This is a genomic window from Curvibacter sp. EU05-FHT14A10 (assembly GCF_058791075.1).
The window spans coordinates 58414-77991 of record NZ_JBYTDE010000011.1 but is presented as its reverse complement, the minus strand read 5'-3'; the positions used below and the strand labels follow the sequence as shown (position 1 = coordinate 77991).

Sequence of the window (19578 nt, the reverse complement as noted above, 5' to 3'; positions counted from 1 at the left end):
TTTAGGCGTCCTCGTACGGTGTAACGGCATTGCGCAGGAAAAGTTGAGGCCCGTTTCAAAAAATTTTCAGTTTTTTTGAGTGCCGCTCCGAAAAACCTTGATCAGCCGACCAAAGCAGCGCGGTAACGCTCGTAACCACGTGCACGAAGTTCGCATGCCGGACAACTACCGCAACCCCAACCCCAGGCATGGCGGTGCTCACGGTCGCCCAGGTAGCAGGTGTGGGAATGTTCCACAATCAAGTCGACCAGGGCCTGCCCCCCCAGTTGCTCGGCCAAAGCCCAGGTGTCGGCCTTGTCGATCCACATCAGAGGGGTTTCGATCAACAGGCGCCGGTCCATGCCCAGCGACAAGGCCAGTTGCATGGCCTTCATGGTGTCATCCCGGCAGTCGGGGTAACCGGAGTAATCCGTTTCGCACACCCCGGTCACGATGACCTCCAGACCACGCCGGTAGGCCAGCGCGGCGGCCAAGGTCAGAAACAGCAGGTTGCGCCCGGGCACAAAGGTGTTGGGCAAGCCCCCCTGCTCCATCTTGAAAGCCATGTCGCGCGTCAGGGAGGTCTCACTGACCTGACCCAACACCGCCAGGTCGAGCAGGTGGTCCTCCCCCAGCTTGGCGGCCCAGGCAGGGTACTGCTGGCGCAGGGCCCCCAGCACCGCCAGGCGCGCGTCCAGCTCAACGCTGTGGCGTTGGCGGTAATCAAAAGCCACTGTTTCAACCCGCTCATAGCGCGACAGGGCGTGGGCCAGACAAGTGGTCGAGTCTTGCCCCCCTGAGAAAAGAACCAGTGCGGATTTGTGCATGGCAATCGAATGGATGGAGGTTGAAAGAGTCCGACTCAGAGAAAGCGCTCCAGCAGCCGGCGCGATCCCCGGTCGAGGGCTTGAAGGTCACGGATCTGATAGACGATGCCCTGGCTGCCGGTGATGAGCAGGCGCCCACGGTCCAGACGGCGGATGTCGTCTTCGGTCTTGAGCACAAAATCGGTGCGCCCGCGATCGGTCTCCACCGTCCAGGTACAGGGGGTGGAAAAAGAGGACACGGCCAGCAGCTTGCGAAGTTCAGGGCTGAACTCGCGACTGGCCAGCTCTTCCTCGATCAGCTGGCGCAACTCGGGCGCCAGGGCCGACAGGCGAGGCACCCAGGCCAGTTCATGGCCCTCGGGGCCCACCAGCGACAACCCTTCATCGGGTGCCGCAATCGGAAAGGCGCGCACGGGGGTCACGCCCAGGTGATCGAGGCCTTCGGCATCGGTCAGCACCAGCCGGCCCAGCGGGTGGCGGCTCAACTTGAAATCAGCTTGGGGGGTCATGGAGGCAGCTCAGGGTTGGCCGGCCGGGTGGGCCGAATGGGCGCTGGGGGTCAGGGTGGCGCCATCGTCGTCCGAGCCGTCCACACGCCGGGCCTGGGCCTCGTACAGACGCCAGTAGGCGCCTTGCTTGGCCATCAGCTCGTCGTGCGGGCCCACTTCGACCACCTGGCCGCGGTCCATCACCACCAGCCTGTCGGCCTTGCGCAGGGTGGAAAGCCGGTGGGCGATGGCGATGGTGGTGCGCCCCTGCACCAGGTTGTCGAGGGCGCGCTGGATTTCCTTCTCGGTTTCGGTGTCCACCGCCGAGGTGGCCTCGTCCAGGATGAGGATGCGTGGATCGATCAGCAAGGCGCGTGCAATCGAGATGCGCTGGCGTTCGCCCCCCGACAGCCCCTGGCCGCGCTCACCCACCAGCGAGTCATAGCCCTGGGGCAGGCGCAGGATGAAGTCGTGTGCGTGCGCGGCCCGTGCGGCCGCCACGATCTCTTCGCGGGTGGCACCCGGTTTGCCGTAGGCGATGTTCTCGGCAATCGTGCCAAAGAACAAAAAGGGCTCTTGCAGCACCAGGCCGATGTTGCTGCGGTAATCCGACACCTTGAAACGGCGCACGTCGGTTCCGTCGAGCTTGATCGCCCCATCGGTCACGTCGTAAAAGCGGCAGATCAGGTTGACCAAGGTGCTTTTGCCTGAGCCGCTGTGCCCCACCAGACCGATCATTTCGCCGGGCTGGATGTCCAGATCCACGCCACGGATCACCGTGCGCGTGCCATAACGGAAGCCGATACCACTCATTTCAATGCGGCCCAAGACCCGCGGCAGGGGCGCCGGCTGGCTGGGTTCGGGCACGTTCGAGATGTGATCCAGGATGTCAAAAATGCGCTTGGCACCCGCGGCGGCCTTTTGCGTCACCGACACGATGCGGCTCATCGAATCGAGCCGGGTGTAGAAGCGCCCGATGTAGGCAATGAAGGCGGTCAGCACGCCCACCGTGATCTGGCTCCTGGACACCAGCCAGATGCCACAGCCCCACACCACCAGCAGGCCGATCTCGGTCAGCAACGACACCGTGGGCGAGAACAGCGACCAGGTTCGGTTGAGCTTGTCGTTGACCTCCAGGTTATGGCGATTGGCTTGCTTGAAGCGGTCGGCCTCGCGCTGCTCCTGGGCAAAGGCCTTCACCACCCGGATGCCCGGAATGGTATCGGCCAGCACGTTGGTGACCTGCGACCAAACCCGGTCGATTTTCTCGAAGCCGGTTCGCAGGCGATCCCGCACGGTGTGGATCAGCCAGGCGATGAAGGGCAACGGCACCAGGGTGACCAAGGCCAGCCAGGGGTTGATCGAGAACAGAATCACCGCGGTCATGGCGATCATCAGCACATCGGTGACGAAATCCAGGGCGTGCAAGGACAGGAAGACGTTGATCCGGTCGGTTTCTGACCCGATGCGGTTCATCAGGTCGCCCGTGCGCTTGCCGCCAAAATAATCGAGCGACAAGCGCAGCAAATGCTCATAAGTGGTGGTGCGCAGGTCGGCCCCGATGCGCTCGGACACCAGCGCCAATATGTAAGTGCGTGCCCAACTCAGGCCCCAGGCCGCCAGCGCCGACAACAACAGCCCGCTCAGGTACAGCAGCACCAGCATGGGGTCGATCTGCTTGCCGTTCTGGAACGGGATCAGGATGTCGTCCATCAGCGGGATGGTCAGGTAAGGCGGGATCAGGGTGGCCGCCGTGGAGGCCAACGTCAGCGCAAAACCGGTGAACAGTTGCTTGCGGTAAGGCCGGGCAAACCGCCACAGGCGCAGCAGCACCCAGGTGGAGGTGGTGGCACTCGCTTCGCGCGAACAGGCCGGGCATTCGTCGCTGTCGGCGGGCAAGGGGGCCCCGCACGATGGGCAGGCGGCAGTCTCCTCGGCCTCTTCCGGGGCGGCCCCGGCCAGCACGGCCAGCCGTTGCTCGAACACCTTGATCACGCGCATCGCGTGCACGTCCAGCGCCATCGTGAAGCGCCAGCTGGCCAGCCGCGCCCCCGGGCCCAGCAGCTCCAGTTGGCCCACGCCGGCGTGGTCGCTGTGGCGCAGCATCAGGCCCTCTTGCAAGGGCCAGGACTGCCACTGCCCGGCGCCCGGCGCCCAACTGAGCAGGCGCTGCTCGGTGACCACCAGCAGCCCGTTTGCAAAACAAAGACGCTCGTCCAGGTCAACCGGCAGGGAAGCGAGCACGTTTTCACCACGTGCAAGCTGAGTTTGGGGGTTGATTCTTCCGGGATCCGCCGCTTCGCCAGATGAACCTACAGGATGTGAATGTTGCATTTTGATTCCGTACCGCGCGGCACCGTTCGACCTCCCGCGCTCAAGCAGGAAAAGTCGATTTTCGCCGAAACCGAGGCCATGCGGCAGGCTGCAGGAGAATGCAGCCACGGCCAAGCCCCCAAACTGAGCGCACAATCTCGCCTGACTGCCGGTATGGCGCCAGGCACCGAACCCGACTCGAACATGATCAAAGCCGACGATCTCAAGCTCTTGCGCATCAATTACCTGCGCGGCCCCAACATCTGGACTTACCGCTCCGTGCTGGAAGTCTGGCTGGACCTCGGGGAACTGGAAGACTACCCCTCCAACAAGATCCCCGGCTTCAAAGACCGGCTGGTCGCCCTGCTGCCTGCCTTGATCGAGCACCACTGCGGTGTCGGTGAGCGTGGTGGCTTTCTGCAGCGGCTGGAGGAAGGCACCTGGGCCGGGCACATCCTGGAGCACATCGTCATCGAGCTGCTGAACCTGGCCGGCATGCCGACCGGCTTTGGCCAGACGCGCAGCACCTCACGCCACGGCGTGTACCGCATGGTGTTCCGTGCCCGCGAAGAGCGCGTGGCCCGGGCCGCCCTGGACGAAGGCCACAAACTGCTGATCGCCACCATCCAGGGCGAGTCCTTCGACGTGAAGACCGCCGTGAACCGCGTGCGCACCGAGGTCGACAACTGTTACCTGGGCCCCAGCACCGCCTGCATCGTTGACGCAGCCACCGACCGCCGTATTCCCCACATCCGACTGAACGACGGCAACCTGGTGCAACTGGGCTACGGCGCCAGCCAGCGCCGCATCTGGACAGCCGAGACCGAATTCACCAGCGCCATCGCAGAAGGCATTGCGGGCGACAAAGACCTGACCAAATCACTGCTTAAATCGTGCGGCGTTCCGGTGCCCGAGGGGCAGATCGTCAACAGCCCCGAGGAAGCCTGGGAAGCCGCCCAGGACATCGGCCTGCCGGTGGTGGTCAAACCCTCGGACGCCAACCACGGCCGTGGCGTGACCCTGGACCTGCACGAACAAGCCGACATCGAAGCCGCCTACCACGTGGCCTACCCCGAGGGCAGCGACGTGATGGTGGAACGCTTCATCCCCGGTCACGAACACCGACTGCTGGTGGTGGGCGACCGGGTGGTGGCCGCGGCCCGCGGCGAGATCATCGGCATCACCGGTGATGGTCGCAGCACGGTGCGCCAGCTGATCGACAGCCAGCTCAACTCCGACCCGCGCCGCGGCATCGAAGAAGAGTTTCCGCTGGAGACCATCGTCATCGAAACCAACAACAAGGTGCAGCTTGAAATCCAGCGCCAAGGCCTGACGCCTGAAGCCGTGCCGGCTGCCGGCCGCTTTGTGGTGATCGAGCGCAACGGCAACGTGGCCATCGACTGCACCGACAGCGTGCACCCCGAAGTGGCTCATGCCGCCACCCTGGCCGCCCGGGTCGTGGGCCTGGACATCGCCGGCATCGACATGGTGGCGCAGGACATCTCGCGCCCCCTGAACGACCAGGGCGGCGCCATCGTCGAGGTCAACGCCGGCCCCGGCCTGTTGATGCACCTGAAGCCCGCCGAGGGCTCGCCCCGCCCGGTGGGCCGCGCCATCGTCGACCACCTGTTCCCCGAAACCGAGGGCGACAACGCCCCCGGCCGCATCCCGGTGGTGGGCGTGGCAGGCACCCGCGACACCCACAAGATCGCCCGCATGGTGGCCTGGCTGGCCCATTTGAGCGGCCGCCAGACCGGTCTGGCCTGCAGAGACGGCCTGTTCCTGGACCGCCGCCGTGTCGAATCGGTGAATTGCGCCCACTGGGAGGCCGGCCACCGCCTGCTGATGAACCACTCGGTGCAAGCCACCGTGATCGAAAACGGTGCTGAAACCATCCTGCGTGATGGCCTGCCCTACGACCGCTGCCAGGTGGGCGTGGTGACCGACCTCGAAGGCTTTGAGGCCCTCAGCCACTACGACGTGCACGAGCCCGACCAGATGGTGCGCGTGATGCGCACCCAGGTGGACGTGGTACTGCCCGACGGCGTGGCCGTGCTCAACACCGCCGACACCCGCGTCAGCGACATGGCCTCGCTGTGCGATGGTTCGGTGGTGCTGTACGGCCTGCAGGCCGGCATCCCTGCCATCGAAGCCCACCGCGCAAGCCAGGGCCGCGCCGTCTACCTGAAGCAAGGTTACGTGGTACTGGCCGAAGGCAGCCACGAAAAGGTGCTGTCCGACCTGGGCGACATCCGCGAGCGCCAGAACACCGCTTTCCCCATGACCGAAGAGGCCCTGCTGGCCGCCGTGGCCACAGCCTGGGCCCTGGAGATCTCGCCCGACCTGATCGCCGCCGGCATCGAGACCTTCGATCCCGATCCGCAACCGGTCCGCCCGGCCGGCAGCACCGCCTTTTTCCGCTGAACAACGGCCCCCCTGCGCCCCTGAACACCCAAGAGAAACAGATGGAAGTCTCACGCATCCGGGCCCTGCGCGGCCCCAACATCTGGAGCCGCCACACCGCCATTGAGGCTGTGGTGGAATGTGCCCCCGCCGAGCGCTCGATTGCCGCCCTGGAAGGCTTCGAAGCCCGTATCCGAGCCCTCTTCCCGGGCCTGGGGCCGCTGCGCCATGACAGCAACGAAGGCCCGGTCTCGCTGGCCCACGTGCTCGAAGCCGCCGGCCTGGCCCTGCAATCACAGGCCGGCTGCCCGGTCACCTACAGCCGCACCAGCACGACCTCCGAAGCCGGCATCTACCAGGTGGTGATCGAGTACAGCGAAGAAGCCGTCGGCCGCCAGGCCTTCGACCTGTCGCTGGCCCTGATCCAGGCAGCGCAGAACAACGCGGCCTTCGACATCGATGAGGCCATCGCCAAGCTGCGTGAAACCGATGAAGACGAGCGCCTGGGCCCCAGCACCGGCTCGATCGTCGAAGCCGCCGTCAAACGGGGCATCCCCTACCGTCGCCTGACCTCGGGCAGCCTGGTGCAGTTTGGCTGGGGCTCGCGCCAGCGCCGCATCCAGGCCGCCGAAGTGGACACCACCAGCGCTGTGGCCGAATCCATCGCGCAAGACAAAGACCTGACCAAGATGCTGCTGCGCGCCGCCGGCGTGCCCGTGCCGCTGGGCCGCCCCGCGACCAGCCCCGACGATGCCTGGGCCGCAGCGCTGGAGATCGGCCTGCCCGTGGTGCTCAAGCCGCAGGATGGCAACCAGGGCAAGGGCGTCACCGTCAACATCGTCGACCGCGCCCACCTGGACCTGGCCTACAAGGCCGCCGCCGACATCGGCGAAGTGCTGGTCGAGAAATACCTGCCCGGCAATGACTTCCGCCTGCTGGTGGTGGGCGATCGCCTGGTCGCTGCGGCCCGCCGCGACCCGCCCCAGGTGATCGGCGACGGCGTGCACACCGTGCGCCAACTGGTCGACATCGTGAACGCCGACCCGCGCCGCGGCGTGGGCCACGCCACCTCGCTGACCAAGATCCGCTTTGACGACATTGCCATCGCCCGGCTGGCCCTGCAAGACCTGAAGCCTGAATCCGTGCCGCCCAAGGGCCAGCGCGTGATCCTGCGCAACAACGCAAACCTGAGCACCGGCGGCACCGCCACCGACGTGACCGACGACGTGCACCCCGAAGTGGCCGCCCGTGCGGTGGCCGCGGCCCAGATGGTGGGCATGCACATCTGCGGCGTCGACGTGGTCTGCGAAAGCGTGCTGCGTCCGCTCGAAGAGCAGCACGGCGGCATCGTCGAAGTGAACGCCGCCCCCGGCCTGCGCATGCACCTGATGCCCTCCTTTGGCAAGGGCCGCCAGGTGGGCGAGGCCATGGTCTCGCATCTGTACAACAGCGGAGAAAACGGCCGCATCCCGGTGGTGGCCGTCACCGGCACCAATGGCAAGACCACCACCGCCCGCCTGATCACGCACCTGTTCAGCGCCAGCGGCCTGCGCGTCGGCATGACCAACACCGACGGCGTGTACGTGAACGGCCGCCAGATCGACAGCGGCGACTGCAGCGGCCCCAAGAGCGCCCGCAACGTGCTGCTGCACCCCGATGTGGATGCGGCCGTGTTCGAGACCGCGCGCGGCGGCATCCTGCGCGAAGGCCTGGGCTTTGACCGCTGCCAGGTGGCTGTGGTCACCAATGTGGGCGCCGGCGACCACCTGGGCATGAACTACATCGACACGGTGGAAGACTTGGCCGTGGTCAAGCGCGTGATCGTGCAGAACGTGGCCCCCCAGGGTTACGCCGTGCTCAATGCCGTCGATCCCATGGTCGCCGCCATGGCCGAAAGCTGCCCAGGCCAGGTGATCTACTTTGCCCGAGACCGCAACCACCCCGTCATGGCCACCCACCGGGCCCAGGGCAAGCGCACCGTCTATGTGGACGGCGACGCCATCGTGGTGGCCGAAGGCACCTGGCGCGAGCACATCCTGCTGCGCGACGTGCCCATCACCCGCAACGGCACCATCGGCTTCCAGGTCGACAACGTGATGGCCGCCGTGGCCGCCGCCTGGGGCGTGGGCCTGAGCTGGGACACCATCCGCAGCGGCGTGGCCAGCTTTGTCAACGACAGCGACAACGCCCCCGGCCGCTTCAATGTGATGGACTTCCGCGGCGCCACCGTGATTGCCGACTACGGCCACAACCCCGACGCCATGCGCGCCCTGGTCTCGGCCGTCGAGGCCATGCCGGCCCAACGCCGCGCCGTGGTCATCAGCGGTGCCGGTGACCGGCGCGACGAAGACATCACCGAACAGACCGCCATCCTGGGCCAGGCCTTTGATGACGTGGTGCTGTACGAAGACGCCTGCCAGCGCGGCCGAGCCGACGGCGAGGTGATGGCCCTGCTGCGTCAAGGCCTGGCCGGCGCCACCCGCACCCGCCATGTCGAAGAGATCCAGGGCGAGTTCAAGGCCATCGACGTGGCCCTGGACCGCCTGCAACCCGGCGACCTGTGCCTGGTGCTGGTGGATCAGGTGGAAGAGGCGCTGGCGCACCTGGCGAAGCGAGTGGCGGAGGGGTGAGTCCTTCCACGCCTTGAGTCACCCGACCCGCCTCGAGCGGGTCTTTGCTTGATGAGACCTGATGCAAAAGAAAATCACACTCCCTTTGAACGGGAATATCCAGGTGGTACTGCCTGATTCACTCGAACAGATCTCCACCTATGTACTGCAAGAGCAGGGTGACTGGTTTGAGGATGAAATCCGATTTGTCCGCACGTTGATGGAGGAGGGTCAACAGGCCATCGACATCGGCGCCAACTATGGCATGTTCACATTGTCGCTGGCCAAGGCCGTGGGGCCTGCTGGACGCGTCTGGGCTGTCGAGCCGGCCTCCAGCACCGCGGCTTTTCTGCGTGAGAGCGTCCAACTGAACGGTTTTCAGCAGGTCAACATTGATCAATTGGCCCTTTCGGACCACCTCGGTACAGCCCGGTTGTCTTTGAACAACTGCGCCGAGCTCAACGAACTGATTCGGGATGAAAGCAGTTCTGCCCCATCAGAGGAAGTTGCCCTGTCGACCATCGACCACTTGATGGCTGAACACGAGTGGACTGACATCTCTTTCATGAAGATGGATGCGGAAGGGGAAGAGGTTCCCATCATCCGCGGCGGCAAGGCGTTCTTCCAACGCCACTCGCCCCTGGTTCAATTCGAACTGATTGCAGGCCATGGCATCAACCATCAATTGGTTCAAACCTTTGAAGAGATTGGTTATCAGTGTTACCGGCTGATCCCGGGTCTGGGCATGATCGCCCCACTTCAAGCCCTGGAGGCCCGGGAGCCCCGTCAACTCAATTTATTCTGCTGCAAGCCTGATCGAGCAGCCCTATTGGCCACACGAGGCCTGCTGCTGCAAGCGCAGGATGTGCTGGACGATGCGACTGCGGCCGCGAGGCTTGCTTCGCACCTGCAGAGTGGCCGCTACGCTTGGCAACAACAACTGACGGTGATGCCCTACGCTCAGGCCTTGGCCGCCACCTGGCAACAGCGCCGCGCCGATGAGGCCAGCACCCAGACGGATGAAGCCATGGCGCTGTACGCGTTGGCGATGGACAGGACGGTTTCACTGGGTGAACGTTATGCCGCCTTGCACCGTAGCCTCGCTCTGTTCCAGGCATTGGCCACGCTGCAACCCGGCGCGCTGCACGCCGCCAGCCTGGCCCGGGTGGCCCGGGAGGCAGGGCAATACACCTTGGCCCTGAGCTCAGTTGCCAGCCAGATCGACCGGCTGAACACCCAGCGGCAAATTGACCCCAGTGTTCCGTTTTTGACGCCATGCGCCGCCAATCAATTCATTGACCCCGCCACCCAACTTGGCAACTGGGTTTTTTGCAGCCTGCTTGAAGGCATTGAGCGCTACTCGGGCTACTCGTCGTTCTACTCGTCCTCGCAAGAAGTGCTCAACCGCCTGGCCTCCATCCGCCAACTCGGTTTCGGCAGCCCGGAGATGCTGCGCAGACTTGAGCTGATGGTGCAGCGCTACAAAATCATTTGAGACTGGCCCAGGTGCTAAGCAACGACAAATCATGCGGACCCGTGGCTTCCGCCACACATGGCAGCACCCATCCCTCAGCCTTCTCCTCCCGGCTGAGGCCCGGCCATTCAATGCGGTAACGCACCTCACCCGCCACCAGCCGGCACATGCAGGTGCGGCATGTGCCGTTGCGGCATGAACTGAGCAACTCGATGCCGGCATGCTCGGCCGATTCAAGCAGTGATTCACCCTCAGCCGCCGTCCACTCCGCATCCAGATCAGGACAGCGGATGCGCCACTCGGTCATGGCTCAGACCACCATCGGTGTCACTGCGCCATCCATGGCCAGGATGGCGCCGGTGACGTAACTGGCCTTGGGCGAGGCCAGAAACACCACGGCGTTGGCAATTTCGTCCGGGGTGGCCAGTCGCCCCAGGGGCAGCTTGGCGCGGGAGCGTTCCAGGGCCTCTTCCGGGCTGATGCCTTGCAGACGGGCCTCGGCATTCAGGCCTTCACGCAGGCGTTCGGTCAGGGTGGCGCCGGGGTTGACCGCGTTCACTCGCACGCCCCGCGGGCCATAGGCGGCTGCCAGTCCGGCGCTGACCAGCATCAGCGCGGCATTGGCCGCACCGCCGGGCAGGTGGATGGGGCTGGCCACCTTGCCGCCCGCGCCCACCACGTTGACGATCACGCCCCGCCCGCGTTGGCCCATGCGCTTGATGGTGGGGTCAATCATGTGCAGATAGCTGAAGTACTTGGCCTGCATGGCGTCATGCCAGGCCTGCGGGGTCAGCTCATCGGGCGGGGTGCGGCGGGCGGCACCTGCCGAGTTGACCAGCACATCGACCGGACCCAAACGAAGCTCGGCGGCGTCCAGCGCAGCCAAGGCGGCGCCGGCATCGCACAGATCGGCAGCCACCGTGGCCACGCGCTGAGCGTCTGCGCCCAGGGCCTCCATCGCTTGGGCCAAGGTCTGCGGGTTGCGCGCCACCAGGGTCACACGGGCCCCTTCGGCCAGAAAGCCCTTGGCGCAGGCCAGGCCAATGCCTTTGCTGCCACCGGTGACCAACACATGTTGCGCGTCCAAGCCGAGTTCCATGCTCATCTCCAGAGTTGTCAAGAAATGCGGGCAGACTAACGCAATCGCCGCCATTGGGCGCAACCTCAGGAGAAAACCCCATGCCCGATTCCGTCACCCCCGCCATCCGGACGGCCCTTCAACGCCTGAGCGCCGGGCTGGGGCTTGCCCTGCTCTCCCTGAGCACCCACGCCAGCCCCGATCTGGTCGGCGACGTCAGCACGGCCTTCAAGCTGATCGGCCCCAACCACAAGATCGTGGTTGAAGCCTATGACGACCCCCAGGTGGAGGGCGTGACTTGCTTTGTGTCTCGCGCCCGGACCGGCGGCCTTTCGGGGGCTTTTGGCCTGGCCGAAGACAAGGCCGAGGCCTCGATCGCCTGCCGTCAGGTGGGTCCGATCACGTTCAAGAAGCCCTTGCCGCGTGAAGACGAGGTGTTCTCGGAGCGCATGTCCATTCTGTTCAAGCGCCTGCGCGTGGTGCGCATGGTGGACATCAAACGCAACACCCTGGTCTACCTGACCTACTCGGATCGCCTGGTCGAAGGCTCGCCCCAGAACAGCCTGACGGCGGTGCCGGTGGATCGGGCCCAGGCCATTCCGCTGAAGTAAGCCCTCAAGCCTTCATTGCAGCGCGGTGCCGGCGCGCCGGCACCAGGCGCAGCATCTCTTCGCGCAGCAGCGCCACCATCTCGGTGGCGGCGGGGCTCAGGGCGCGGCCGCGGCGCGTGACCAAGCCGATGGGGCGGCGGATGTCGGGCCGACACAGGCGCCGCTTCACCACCCCGGGCAAGGGGGCCACGGCCGCCGCCCATTCGGGCAGGGCCGCCACGCCCAGGCCGGCCGCCACCATGGCCTGGATGGTGGCCAGGTGCTCCACCTCGTAGCGCGGCGCAAAACGCAGGCGGTGCTCCAACAGGGCGGCGTCAGCATATTGGCGCACGCTGGTGGGCTGGGGCATGGAGATGTGCACCAGGTCGGCCACCTCGGCCCAACCCAAGGCCTGCCGACTGTTGGCCAAGGCGTGCTGCGCGGGCAGCAGCAGCACAAAGCCGTCCGAGGCCAAGGGCTGGTCATCCAGATCGGCGTAGGCCGGGTTGGCGGCCGTGAGCGCAAAGTCCACCTCGCCGCGACGCACCAGATCAAAGGCCGGGCCCGACAAGGTATCGATCACCGACAGCCGGATGCCCGGGTACTGGGCAGCCAGCCGGGCCATGGCGGCGGGCACCACCGTGGCCGCCAGCGAGGGCAAGGCCGCCAGCGTGACTTGCCCCACCTGCAATTCGGCCACGCTGCGCACCGCCCGCACGGCCTCATCAGTCTGGGTGCGCAGCACCTTCACCTGCTCAAAAAACACCTGCCCGGCCAGGGTGAGCTGCACGCTGCGCGTGGTGCGATCGAACAGCCGCGTGCCCAGAGACTCTTCCAGCCGGGTCAGCACGCCCGACACCGCCGACTGCGACAGGTGCACCTGATCGGCGGTGCGCCGAAAGCTCAGGGTTTGTCCCAGGGCGAGAAAGACGTCGAGCTCACGGGTGGACCAATTGATCTGCATGGCCGATCAGTTTATTGAAAAAATCGTCTGGACGGTGCAATGCCCTCTTCCTAGACTGCGCTGACTTTCTCAATTCAGCGGCGCAACCTCAGCCCCTAGACACCATGAACCCTGACTTGCTTTTACCTGCCCACCCCCGCCACACCCATGCCGTGGTGGTCGGCGCCGGCACCATGGGCGCCGATGTGGCCACCGTGCTGGCCCGGGGCGGCTGCCGCGTCACCGTGAGCGACCCCAACCTCGTCCAGCGGCAGGCCCTGGCCCAACGGGTGCGACAAGGCCTGCAGGCCCTGGAGCTGGGCCACCGCGTCGAACGCGTGCAGGCCGTGGCCAGCCTGCAGGACGTGGATTGGCATGACGTGGTGCTGGTCATTGAATGCATTCCCGAAAAGCTGGACCTGAAACAGGCCCTGTTCGCCGAACTGGTGCAGCGCGCCCCCGCCCACGCGGTGCTGACCAGCAACAGCTCCAGCTTCCCCATCAGCGCCATTGCGGCAGGGCTGCCCACGGCCGAGCGCATGCTGGGCCTGCATTTCTTCATGCCAGCCCACCTGGTGCCCTTGGTCGAGGTGGTGCATGGTCCGACCACCGACGAGGCCCAGGCCACCCGTCTGTGCCAGTTCATGCGTGGCTGTGGCAGCGTGCCGGTGCGGGTGCGCAAGGACAAGCCGGGCTTTCTGGCCAACCGCCTGCAGCACGCACTGGCCCGCGAGGCCTTTGCCATGATCGACGAGGGCGTGGCCACGCCGGAGGACGTGGACGCCGCCGTGCGCTTCGGTTTCGGCTTTCGCTACCTGGCGGCCGGCCCGGTGCTGCAACGCGACCATGCCGGGCTGGACGTGCACTGCGCCGCCGCGGCCACCATGTACCCCTCGCTGGCCGCCAACACCGAGCCGGCCCGGGTGCTGCGCGAGCAGGTGGCCGCCGGCCGCCTGGGCATGAAAACCGGGGCGGGCTTCTACGAATGGCCCGAAGAGCGGCGACTGGCCGAGCGCCAGCGCTACGACACCCTGCTGCAACAAGGCCTCGCCCTGCTGGCGTCCGAATTGCCGCCTATCGAGCGCGACTGAGCCCACACCACGCACTCCCAGCCCTGACCGGAGAACCCCATGCCCAGCACGCCACTGATCATCACCTCGGCCCCCAACGGGGCCTACAAACTGCACAGCGACCACCCCGCCGTGCCGCTGACCCCCTCCGCCCTGGCGGTCACCGCACGCCAGTGCCTGGATGCCGGTGCAGCCATGCTGCACCTGCACATCCGCGACGCCCAGGGTCACCACAGCCTGGACGTGGAAGGCTACCGCGATGCACTGAGCGCCGTGCGCGCCGCCGTGGGCGACCAGATGGTGCTGCAGGTCACCAGCGAGGCCGCCCGGGTCTACCACGCCCCGGCCCAGATCGCCATGGTGCGCGAGCTGCGGCCCGAGGCCGTGTCCGTAGGCTTGCGCGAGCTCGATCAGCCCGAGATCGGTGAGCAAGGCCTGGCCGACTTCTTCAGCTGGCTGGCCCGCGAGCGTGTGATGACGCAGGTGATTCTTTATGACAATGCCGACCTGTTGCGCTGGCAATCGCTGCGCGAACGCGGTGTGGTGCCCGAGGCGCCCTGGTTCCTGCTGTTTGTGCTGGGGCGCTACACCGCAGGGCAAACCTCCAGCCCACGCGACCTGGTGCCTTTTGTGCACGCCCACACCGGGCCCGAGCCCTGGGCCGTGTGCGCCTTTGGGGCCACCGAACACGCCTGCGTGACCGCCGCCGCCGCCCTGGGCGGGCATGTTCGAGTGGGCTTCGAGAACAATCTGCAGCTCAAGGGTGGCAGCCGGGCCCCGCACAACGCGGCCCTGGTGGCCCAGGCGGCCGAAGCGGCCGCCAGCCTGGGCCGCCCGCTGGCCACGGCACGCCACATTCGCGAACTGTTCGCAGGCTGAGCCCCCACAAGACCAAGACCGGAGACAAACAACATGCAACGCCAACAATTCACTCGGGCCCTCGGTGGCCTGGCCCTGGCCGCCCTAGCCACGCTGTTCAGCACAGGCACCCAGGCCCAGGAGCCCTGGCCCAACAAGACCATCCGCTTTGTGGTGCCCTACCCGCCCGGCGGCCCCACCGATCTGATGGCGCGCCTGCTGCAAGGCGAGATGCAAACCCGCCTGGGTGTGTCGGTGATCGTCGACAACAAGAGCGGCGCCGGCGGCAACCTGGGCAGCGCCGAAGTGGCCAAGCAAGCGCCCGCCGACGGCTACACCCTGCTGTTGGCGGCCAGCGGCCCCATGGCCGTCAACCCGACGCTGTACCGCAGCATGCCCTTCAACCCGCTGGCCGACCTGACGCCGGTGATCCAGCTGTCGGCATTCCCGCTGGTGTTGGAGGTCAACCCCAAGACGGGCATCAAATCGGTCAAGGAACTGATCGCCGCGCTCAAAAGCAAACGCGCCACCGAGCTGGCCTTTGCCTCGGCCGGCAACGGCACGCCCCAGCACCTGGCCGGCGAATTGTTCAACACCCAGATCGACACCAAGATGCCGCACATCCCCTACCGCGGCGCGGGCCCGGCCTTGAACGACCTGTTGGGCGGCCAGGTGAACGTGATGTTCGACATCCTGGGCAGCTCACTGCCCTACATCCAATCGGGCAAACTCACCGCGCTGGCCGTCACCACCCCCAAGCGCGTGCCCACCCTGCCCGATGTGCCCACCATGGCCGAAGCCGGCATGCCCGGCTACGAAATGACGGGCTGGCACGGCATCGCCGTGCGGGCCGGCACGCCGCCTGCCGTGATCGACAAGCTCAACAGCACCCTGAACGCGATCTTCAACCAGCCCGAGTTCCGCAAGAAGTGGGAGGCCATCGGTACGCCGGTCGTGGCCGGCAGCGCGGCACAGTTTGGCGAACTGATCAAGAAGGAGTCGGTGCGCCTGGGCAAGCTGGTGAAAGATTCGGGGGCGACAGTGGACTGAGGCTTGGCCCACAAAAAAGCCCCGGGGCCTGCGCGCCGGGGCTTTTCTCTGAGGAGCCGCTTCAGAGCTTGAAGGCCACCACCTCTTGGCGTTGCTCGCCCAGGCCGCTGATGCCCAGGGTCATGACATCGCCCTTCTTCAGGAACACCGGTGCCGGCTGGCCGTCCTTCTTGACGCCCATGCCCACGCCGGGCGGGGTGCCGGTGGTGACGATGTCGCCCGGCTCCAGGGTCACGAACTGGCTCAGGTAGCTGATGATCTTGGCCACGCTGAAGATCATGGTCTTGGTGCTGCCGCTTTGCATGCGCTGGCCGTTCAGGTCCAGCCAAAGATCCAGGCGCTGCGGATTGGGCACCTCGTCGCGTGTCACCAGCCAGGGGCCCACAGGACCGAAGGTGTCGCAGCCCTTGCCCTTGTCCCAGGTACCGCCACGCTCGATCTGGAACTCGCGTTCGCTCACATCGTTGACCAGCACATAGCCGGCCACATGGTTCAGGGCCTCTTTTTGCGACACATGGCGTGCCTGCTTGCCAATCACCACGCCCAGTTCCACCTCCCAATCGGTCTTCTTGGAACCCTTGGGCAACATGACGGGATCGTTGGGGCCCTGCAAGCAGCTGATGGCCTTGGTAAAGACCACGGGCTCCTTGGGCACCGGCAGGCCAGCTTCGGCCGCGTGATCGGCGTAGTTCAAACCAATCGCAATGAACTTGCGCACGCCGGCCACCGGCGTGCCGAAACGCGGCTTGCCACGCACCAACGGCAACTTGTCAGCCTTGACCTTGGCCAGCTTGGCCAGGGCGGCGTCGCTGAGTTGATCGGGCCCCAGGTCCTTGAGCACGCCGCTCAGGTCGCGTAGTTTGCCGTCAGCGTCAATCAGGCCGGGTTTTTCTTTGCCGGGGTTGCCGTAGCGTACGAGTTTCATGGTGTCCTTTCAAAAATGGTCCACGCCGTCAATGCGACGGGCTGGCCTCATTATCGATAAAGGCCTCATCCGCTTCAGGCGACACCGGTTCGGACAGTCCCCAGCAGGGCGGTAGACTTCCCTGCCCCTCCGACCGAAACTGGCCCAGCTACCATCGGGTACTTGCCTCCTCTCCTCTGCACCATGATCGCTGTACTTCATAACGCCCCCCCCCTCGTGCTGTTCTCGGCATTGACGTTTCTGGCCGGCATCCCCAGCACAGCCCAGGCGCAGCCCGCATGTCCCAGCGCCAGCGAAACCGTCAAGGTGGGCTTGAGCAACCCCTCCTTCAGCGAAACCGAAGACGGTCGCATCAAGGACTGGAAGGCCATCGAACACCGAGTCAGCGGCAACTACGTCTTTGAGCTCGACACCAAAATCTTTCACTCAGCCCCCTGCAGCGCGCAGATCCGCCAGGTCAGCACGGAAGACTTCGGGGTGTTGAAGCAAGAAACGCTCATTCCTGCCTGCTGGAAGGGCAAGCTGGCCAGGTTGTCAGGCTTCCTGCGCACAGACAAGGCCATGGGCGCTGGCGGCGCACTCGTGCTGCATGTCACGGACGGCAGCAGCATCCTCAAGTGGAACCACATGAACGATGCACGTGTGAAAGGTACCCAGGACTGGAAGCTCTACGCGATCGAGCTCCGGATTCCGGACAACGGCTACATGCTCGAATCAGCGGTCATGCTGGAAGACGACGGCGCCTTGTGGGTCGACGACCTGACCCTTGAGATCATGCCTTGAGAGAGGCCCGGGGTGTTCAAGCCAGCAGCAAGTCCAGCACGCCTTCCAACTGCTCCGACGGCAATCGCTTGAAACCCGTGCGCGCATAGCGCTGCAGACGCCCTTGGACGAAAGCCGTCAGCATCGCGGCCTGGGCTTGTGAGCGCACCGAGGGCTTGGACGAGCCTGCGGCCTCGGCCTGCGGGCGCAGGCATTGGCGAAACGTCAACTCCAGCCGCTCAAAGAACTGGTTCATGCGCTGCTGCAAGCGCTCGTGCTCCAGCACCAAGGCATCACCGCACATCACGCGCACCATGCCCGGGTTCTTTTCGGCAAACTGCACCAGCAGGTACATCACCCGGGTGGCCTGGCGGCGCCCCAGGGTGGCTGGATCAGGGTTGGCGCTGGCTTCGCGCTCGATCATCTGCTTGGAGAGCGAGAACACGGTCTGCTCGATGAAATCGATCAGGCCTTCGAACATCTGGGCCTTGCTGGCGAAGTGGCGGTACAGGGCCGCCTCGCTGACCCCGATGCGGGCCGCCAGCGCCGCCGTGGTGATGCGCTCGGCACCGGGCTGCTCCAGCATGCTGGCCAGGGTCTGCAGGATCTGCACCCGGCGCTCGCCGGGGCGTGGTCGTTTGCGGGTGGCCGGGACATCGGGCTCGGTGCCGACCAGGTGAGCGCCGGTTTCGGGTGCGGCAGGGAGTTCGTGCGGTTCAGTCATCGGCATGGAAGATGGGCTCGAACGATTCTCGCACACCGGCCCAACGCGACCGCTAGGCCAGCTGGGCCGGCAGCACCAGCCTGACCAGCAGACCACACTGCCCCGGGCCGCTCAACAGCTCCAGGCTGCTGTGGTGCACGCGGGCGATTTCATGGGCGATGGCCAGCCCCAGCCCACTGCCCTCGCCCTGAGTGCCCGGCACTCGGTAAAAACGCTCGGTGACCCGGTGGCGTTCAGCCGGCGCAATGCCTGGGCCGTCATCCTCCACCGCCAGGTACGGCAGCGGCGCATCCCTCCCGCTCAGCAAACCGCAGCGGATGGTCACGCTGCCGCCGCGCGGGGTGTAGCGGATGGCGTTGTCGATCAGATTGCCCAGCAACTCGCGCAGCAGCCACTCATGCCCTGTCGTGTGAGCCGGCTGGGCTGCCAGCCCCAGGTCCAGGCCGCGCGCCGTGGCGGCGTCCAGATGGGCCTCCAACAGCGATTCGCACAAAGCCAGCAGGTCAACCCGCTGCATGGGTTGAGCCTCCATGGCGCGCGCATCGGCACGCGACAGGGCCAACAGCTGGTTGGCCAACTGGGAGGTGCGCCGCGTGGCCTGGCGCAGCTTGTCGAGCTGCTCGGCATTCAGGGTGATGCTGGCGGGAGTCGAATCGACTGCAGCCCCGCTGAGCCGCAAGCGCTGCTTCGTTTGCAGCACCTGGGCCCAGGCCTCCACTTGAGCCTGCAGGCCCGCCAGCGGGGTGCGCAATTGGTGAGCGGCATCGGCAATGAAGCGCCGCTGACTGGCCGACTGCGCATTCACCAGATCAAACAGCCGGTTGAGCGAGGCCACCAGTGGCCGCACCTCGGCCGGAGAAGCTTCGACGTCAATGGCACTCAAATCCTGGGGCGATCGCTTGCTGACCGCCTCTGTGAGTTCCGTCAAGGGCCGCAAGGCGCGGCCCACGGCCCAGCTCACGGCCAGGGCGGCCGCCACCATCAGCACGCCATTGGGCAGCAGCACACGCAACAAGGCACTGAGCCACTGTTGACGAGGATCGGAGCCATCGGCCAATTGCACCATCAGATCGCCTGCGCGGGTGTGCATCCGCTGCGAAACAATGCGGTAGGTGACGCCGTCGTACTCGGTGCTGTGAAACTCGGGTTCGGCAGTGGCCACAACGGCACTGGGCAACCACAGGTCGCCATGCAGCAGGTGGCCTTCCAGGTCATTGATGCTGTAACCGGCCAAGCCGCCACGGCTCTTGAGGAAATCCTCCACCGGCGGCGCCAGCAGCAGCACTGGCGGGTCGCCCGTTTGCACCCCCGGCGCCAACACCGAGTCGGCCAGCAAAGGTACGTAGCGCAGCAATTGCCGGTCGTGCTGCACGGCCGCGCTGTCGGCCGAGCGGTAATCCACCCAGACGTTGACCAGGCCCAAGACAAACAAGGGCCCCAGCAGCAGCACCAGCAACCGGTTGCGCAAGCCTGAGGCCATGGGGC

Annotated in this window: 17 protein-coding genes; 8 read left to right on the top strand and 9 right to left on the bottom strand. The window is 65.8% G+C overall.

Annotated elements, in window-relative coordinates:
• Positions 1-101: 101 nt before the first annotated feature.
• The 3 genes from queC to AC3WUT_RS20335 are packed head-to-tail and all read right to left on the bottom strand — an operon-like array spanning position 102 to position 3628.
• The gene (gene queC, locus AC3WUT_RS20345; RefSeq protein ID WP_492348907.1) at positions 102-806 is read right to left on the bottom strand and encodes a 7-cyano-7-deazaguanine synthase QueC; all 705 of its coding nucleotides are present in this window, start codon (positions 804-806) and stop codon (positions 102-104) included.
• A 35-nt stretch (positions 807-841) separates the two neighbouring features.
• Positions 842-1315 (bottom strand): cyanophycin metabolism-associated DUF1854 family protein, encoded by a 474-nt coding sequence (locus AC3WUT_RS20340; protein ID WP_492348906.1) that lies wholly within the window; start codon positions 1313-1315, stop codon positions 842-844.
• A gap of 9 nt (positions 1316-1324) precedes the next feature.
• Positions 1325-3628, bottom strand: coding sequence for a cyanophycin metabolism-associated ABC transporter (locus AC3WUT_RS20335; protein ID WP_492348905.1), 2304 nt, complete (start codon positions 3626-3628; stop codon positions 1325-1327).
• 183 nt (positions 3629-3811) lie between these two features.
• Between AC3WUT_RS20335 and AC3WUT_RS20330 the strand changes: the two genes are divergently transcribed.
• The 3 genes from AC3WUT_RS20330 to AC3WUT_RS20320 all read left to right on the top strand — a co-directional run bounded on the left by AC3WUT_RS20330 (position 3812) and on the right by AC3WUT_RS20320 (position 10114).
• Positions 3812-6031, top strand: a complete 2220-nt coding sequence (locus AC3WUT_RS20330; RefSeq protein WP_492348904.1) for a cyanophycin synthetase — start codon at positions 3812-3814, stop codon at positions 6029-6031.
• Positions 6032-6072: 41 nt separating this feature from the next.
• A complete protein-coding gene (cphA, locus tag AC3WUT_RS20325; RefSeq protein WP_492348903.1) occupies positions 6073-8640 on the top strand; it encodes a cyanophycin synthetase in 2568 nt (855 codons plus the stop codon).
• Between the two features lie 61 nt (positions 8641-8701).
• Positions 8702-10114, top strand: a complete 1413-nt coding sequence (locus tag AC3WUT_RS20320; protein ID WP_492348902.1) for an FkbM family methyltransferase — start codon at positions 8702-8704, stop codon at positions 10112-10114.
• Here the strand turns inward: AC3WUT_RS20320 and AC3WUT_RS20315 are convergent.
• Both AC3WUT_RS20315 and AC3WUT_RS20310 read right to left on the bottom strand, forming a co-directional pair.
• Complete coding sequence (locus tag AC3WUT_RS20315; RefSeq protein WP_492348901.1) at positions 10107-10400, bottom strand: 2Fe-2S iron-sulfur cluster-binding protein; 294 nt, start codon at positions 10398-10400, stop codon at positions 10107-10109. The two genes, AC3WUT_RS20320 and AC3WUT_RS20315, sit on opposite strands and share 8 nt — an antisense overlap.
• A gap of 3 nt (positions 10401-10403) precedes the next feature.
• Positions 10404-11192 carry an SDR family oxidoreductase gene (locus tag AC3WUT_RS20310; RefSeq protein WP_492348900.1) on the bottom strand — a complete coding sequence of 263 codons (789 nt, stop codon included), beginning with the start codon at positions 11190-11192 and terminating at the stop codon, positions 10404-10406.
• A gap of 80 nt (positions 11193-11272) precedes the next feature.
• On the opposite strand from AC3WUT_RS20310, the gene AC3WUT_RS20305 reads away from it, so the two are divergent.
• Positions 11273-11782: a CreA family protein gene (locus AC3WUT_RS20305; protein WP_492348899.1), complete on the top strand. Its 510-nt coding sequence runs from the start codon at positions 11273-11275 to the stop codon at positions 11780-11782.
• Positions 11783-11786: 4 nt separating this feature from the next.
• Here AC3WUT_RS20305 and AC3WUT_RS20300 read toward each other — a convergent pair whose 3' ends face one another.
• Complete coding sequence (locus tag AC3WUT_RS20300; RefSeq protein ID WP_492348898.1) at positions 11787-12725, bottom strand: LysR family transcriptional regulator; 939 nt, start codon at positions 12723-12725, stop codon at positions 11787-11789.
• Between the two features lie 104 nt (positions 12726-12829).
• On the opposite strand from AC3WUT_RS20300, the gene AC3WUT_RS20295 reads away from it, so the two are divergent.
• From AC3WUT_RS20295 to AC3WUT_RS20285, 3 genes are read left to right on the top strand one after another with little or no spacing between them, the layout of a single operon-like run.
• Positions 12830-13795 carry a 3-hydroxyacyl-CoA dehydrogenase family protein gene (locus AC3WUT_RS20295; RefSeq protein ID WP_492348897.1) on the top strand — a complete coding sequence of 322 codons (966 nt, stop codon included), beginning with the start codon at positions 12830-12832 and terminating at the stop codon, positions 13793-13795.
• A gap of 39 nt (positions 13796-13834) precedes the next feature.
• Positions 13835-14653, top strand: a complete 819-nt coding sequence (locus AC3WUT_RS20290; protein WP_492348896.1) for a beta-keto acid cleavage family enzyme — start codon at positions 13835-13837, stop codon at positions 14651-14653.
• A 33-nt stretch (positions 14654-14686) separates the two neighbouring features.
• On the top strand, positions 14687-15682 hold the full coding sequence (locus AC3WUT_RS20285; RefSeq protein ID WP_492348895.1) for a Bug family tripartite tricarboxylate transporter substrate binding protein: 996 nt from the start codon (positions 14687-14689) through the stop codon (positions 15680-15682).
• Between the two features lie 61 nt (positions 15683-15743).
• Here the strand turns inward: AC3WUT_RS20285 and AC3WUT_RS20280 are convergent, their stop codons facing one another.
• Positions 15744-16607, bottom strand: coding sequence for a fumarylacetoacetate hydrolase family protein (locus AC3WUT_RS20280; protein ID WP_492348894.1), 864 nt, complete (start codon positions 16605-16607; stop codon positions 15744-15746).
• A gap of 183 nt (positions 16608-16790) precedes the next feature.
• Here AC3WUT_RS20280 and AC3WUT_RS20275 point away from each other — a divergent pair, with 183 nt between their 5' ends.
• Entirely contained in the window at positions 16791-17390 is a 600-nt protein-coding gene (locus AC3WUT_RS20275) for a hypothetical protein (RefSeq protein ID WP_492348893.1), read from the top strand.
• Positions 17391-17406: 16 nt separating this feature from the next.
• On the opposite strand, the gene slmA is transcribed toward AC3WUT_RS20275, so the two are convergent.
• Both slmA and AC3WUT_RS20265 read right to left on the bottom strand, forming a co-directional pair.
• Positions 17407-18093: a nucleoid occlusion factor SlmA gene (gene slmA, locus AC3WUT_RS20270; protein ID WP_492349003.1), complete on the bottom strand. Its 687-nt coding sequence runs from the start codon at positions 18091-18093 to the stop codon at positions 17407-17409.
• 52 nt (positions 18094-18145) lie between these two features.
• Entirely contained in the window at positions 18146-19573 is a 1428-nt protein-coding gene (locus AC3WUT_RS20265) for a sensor histidine kinase (RefSeq protein WP_492348892.1), read from the bottom strand.
• Between the last annotated feature and the right edge of the window lie 5 nt (positions 19574-19578).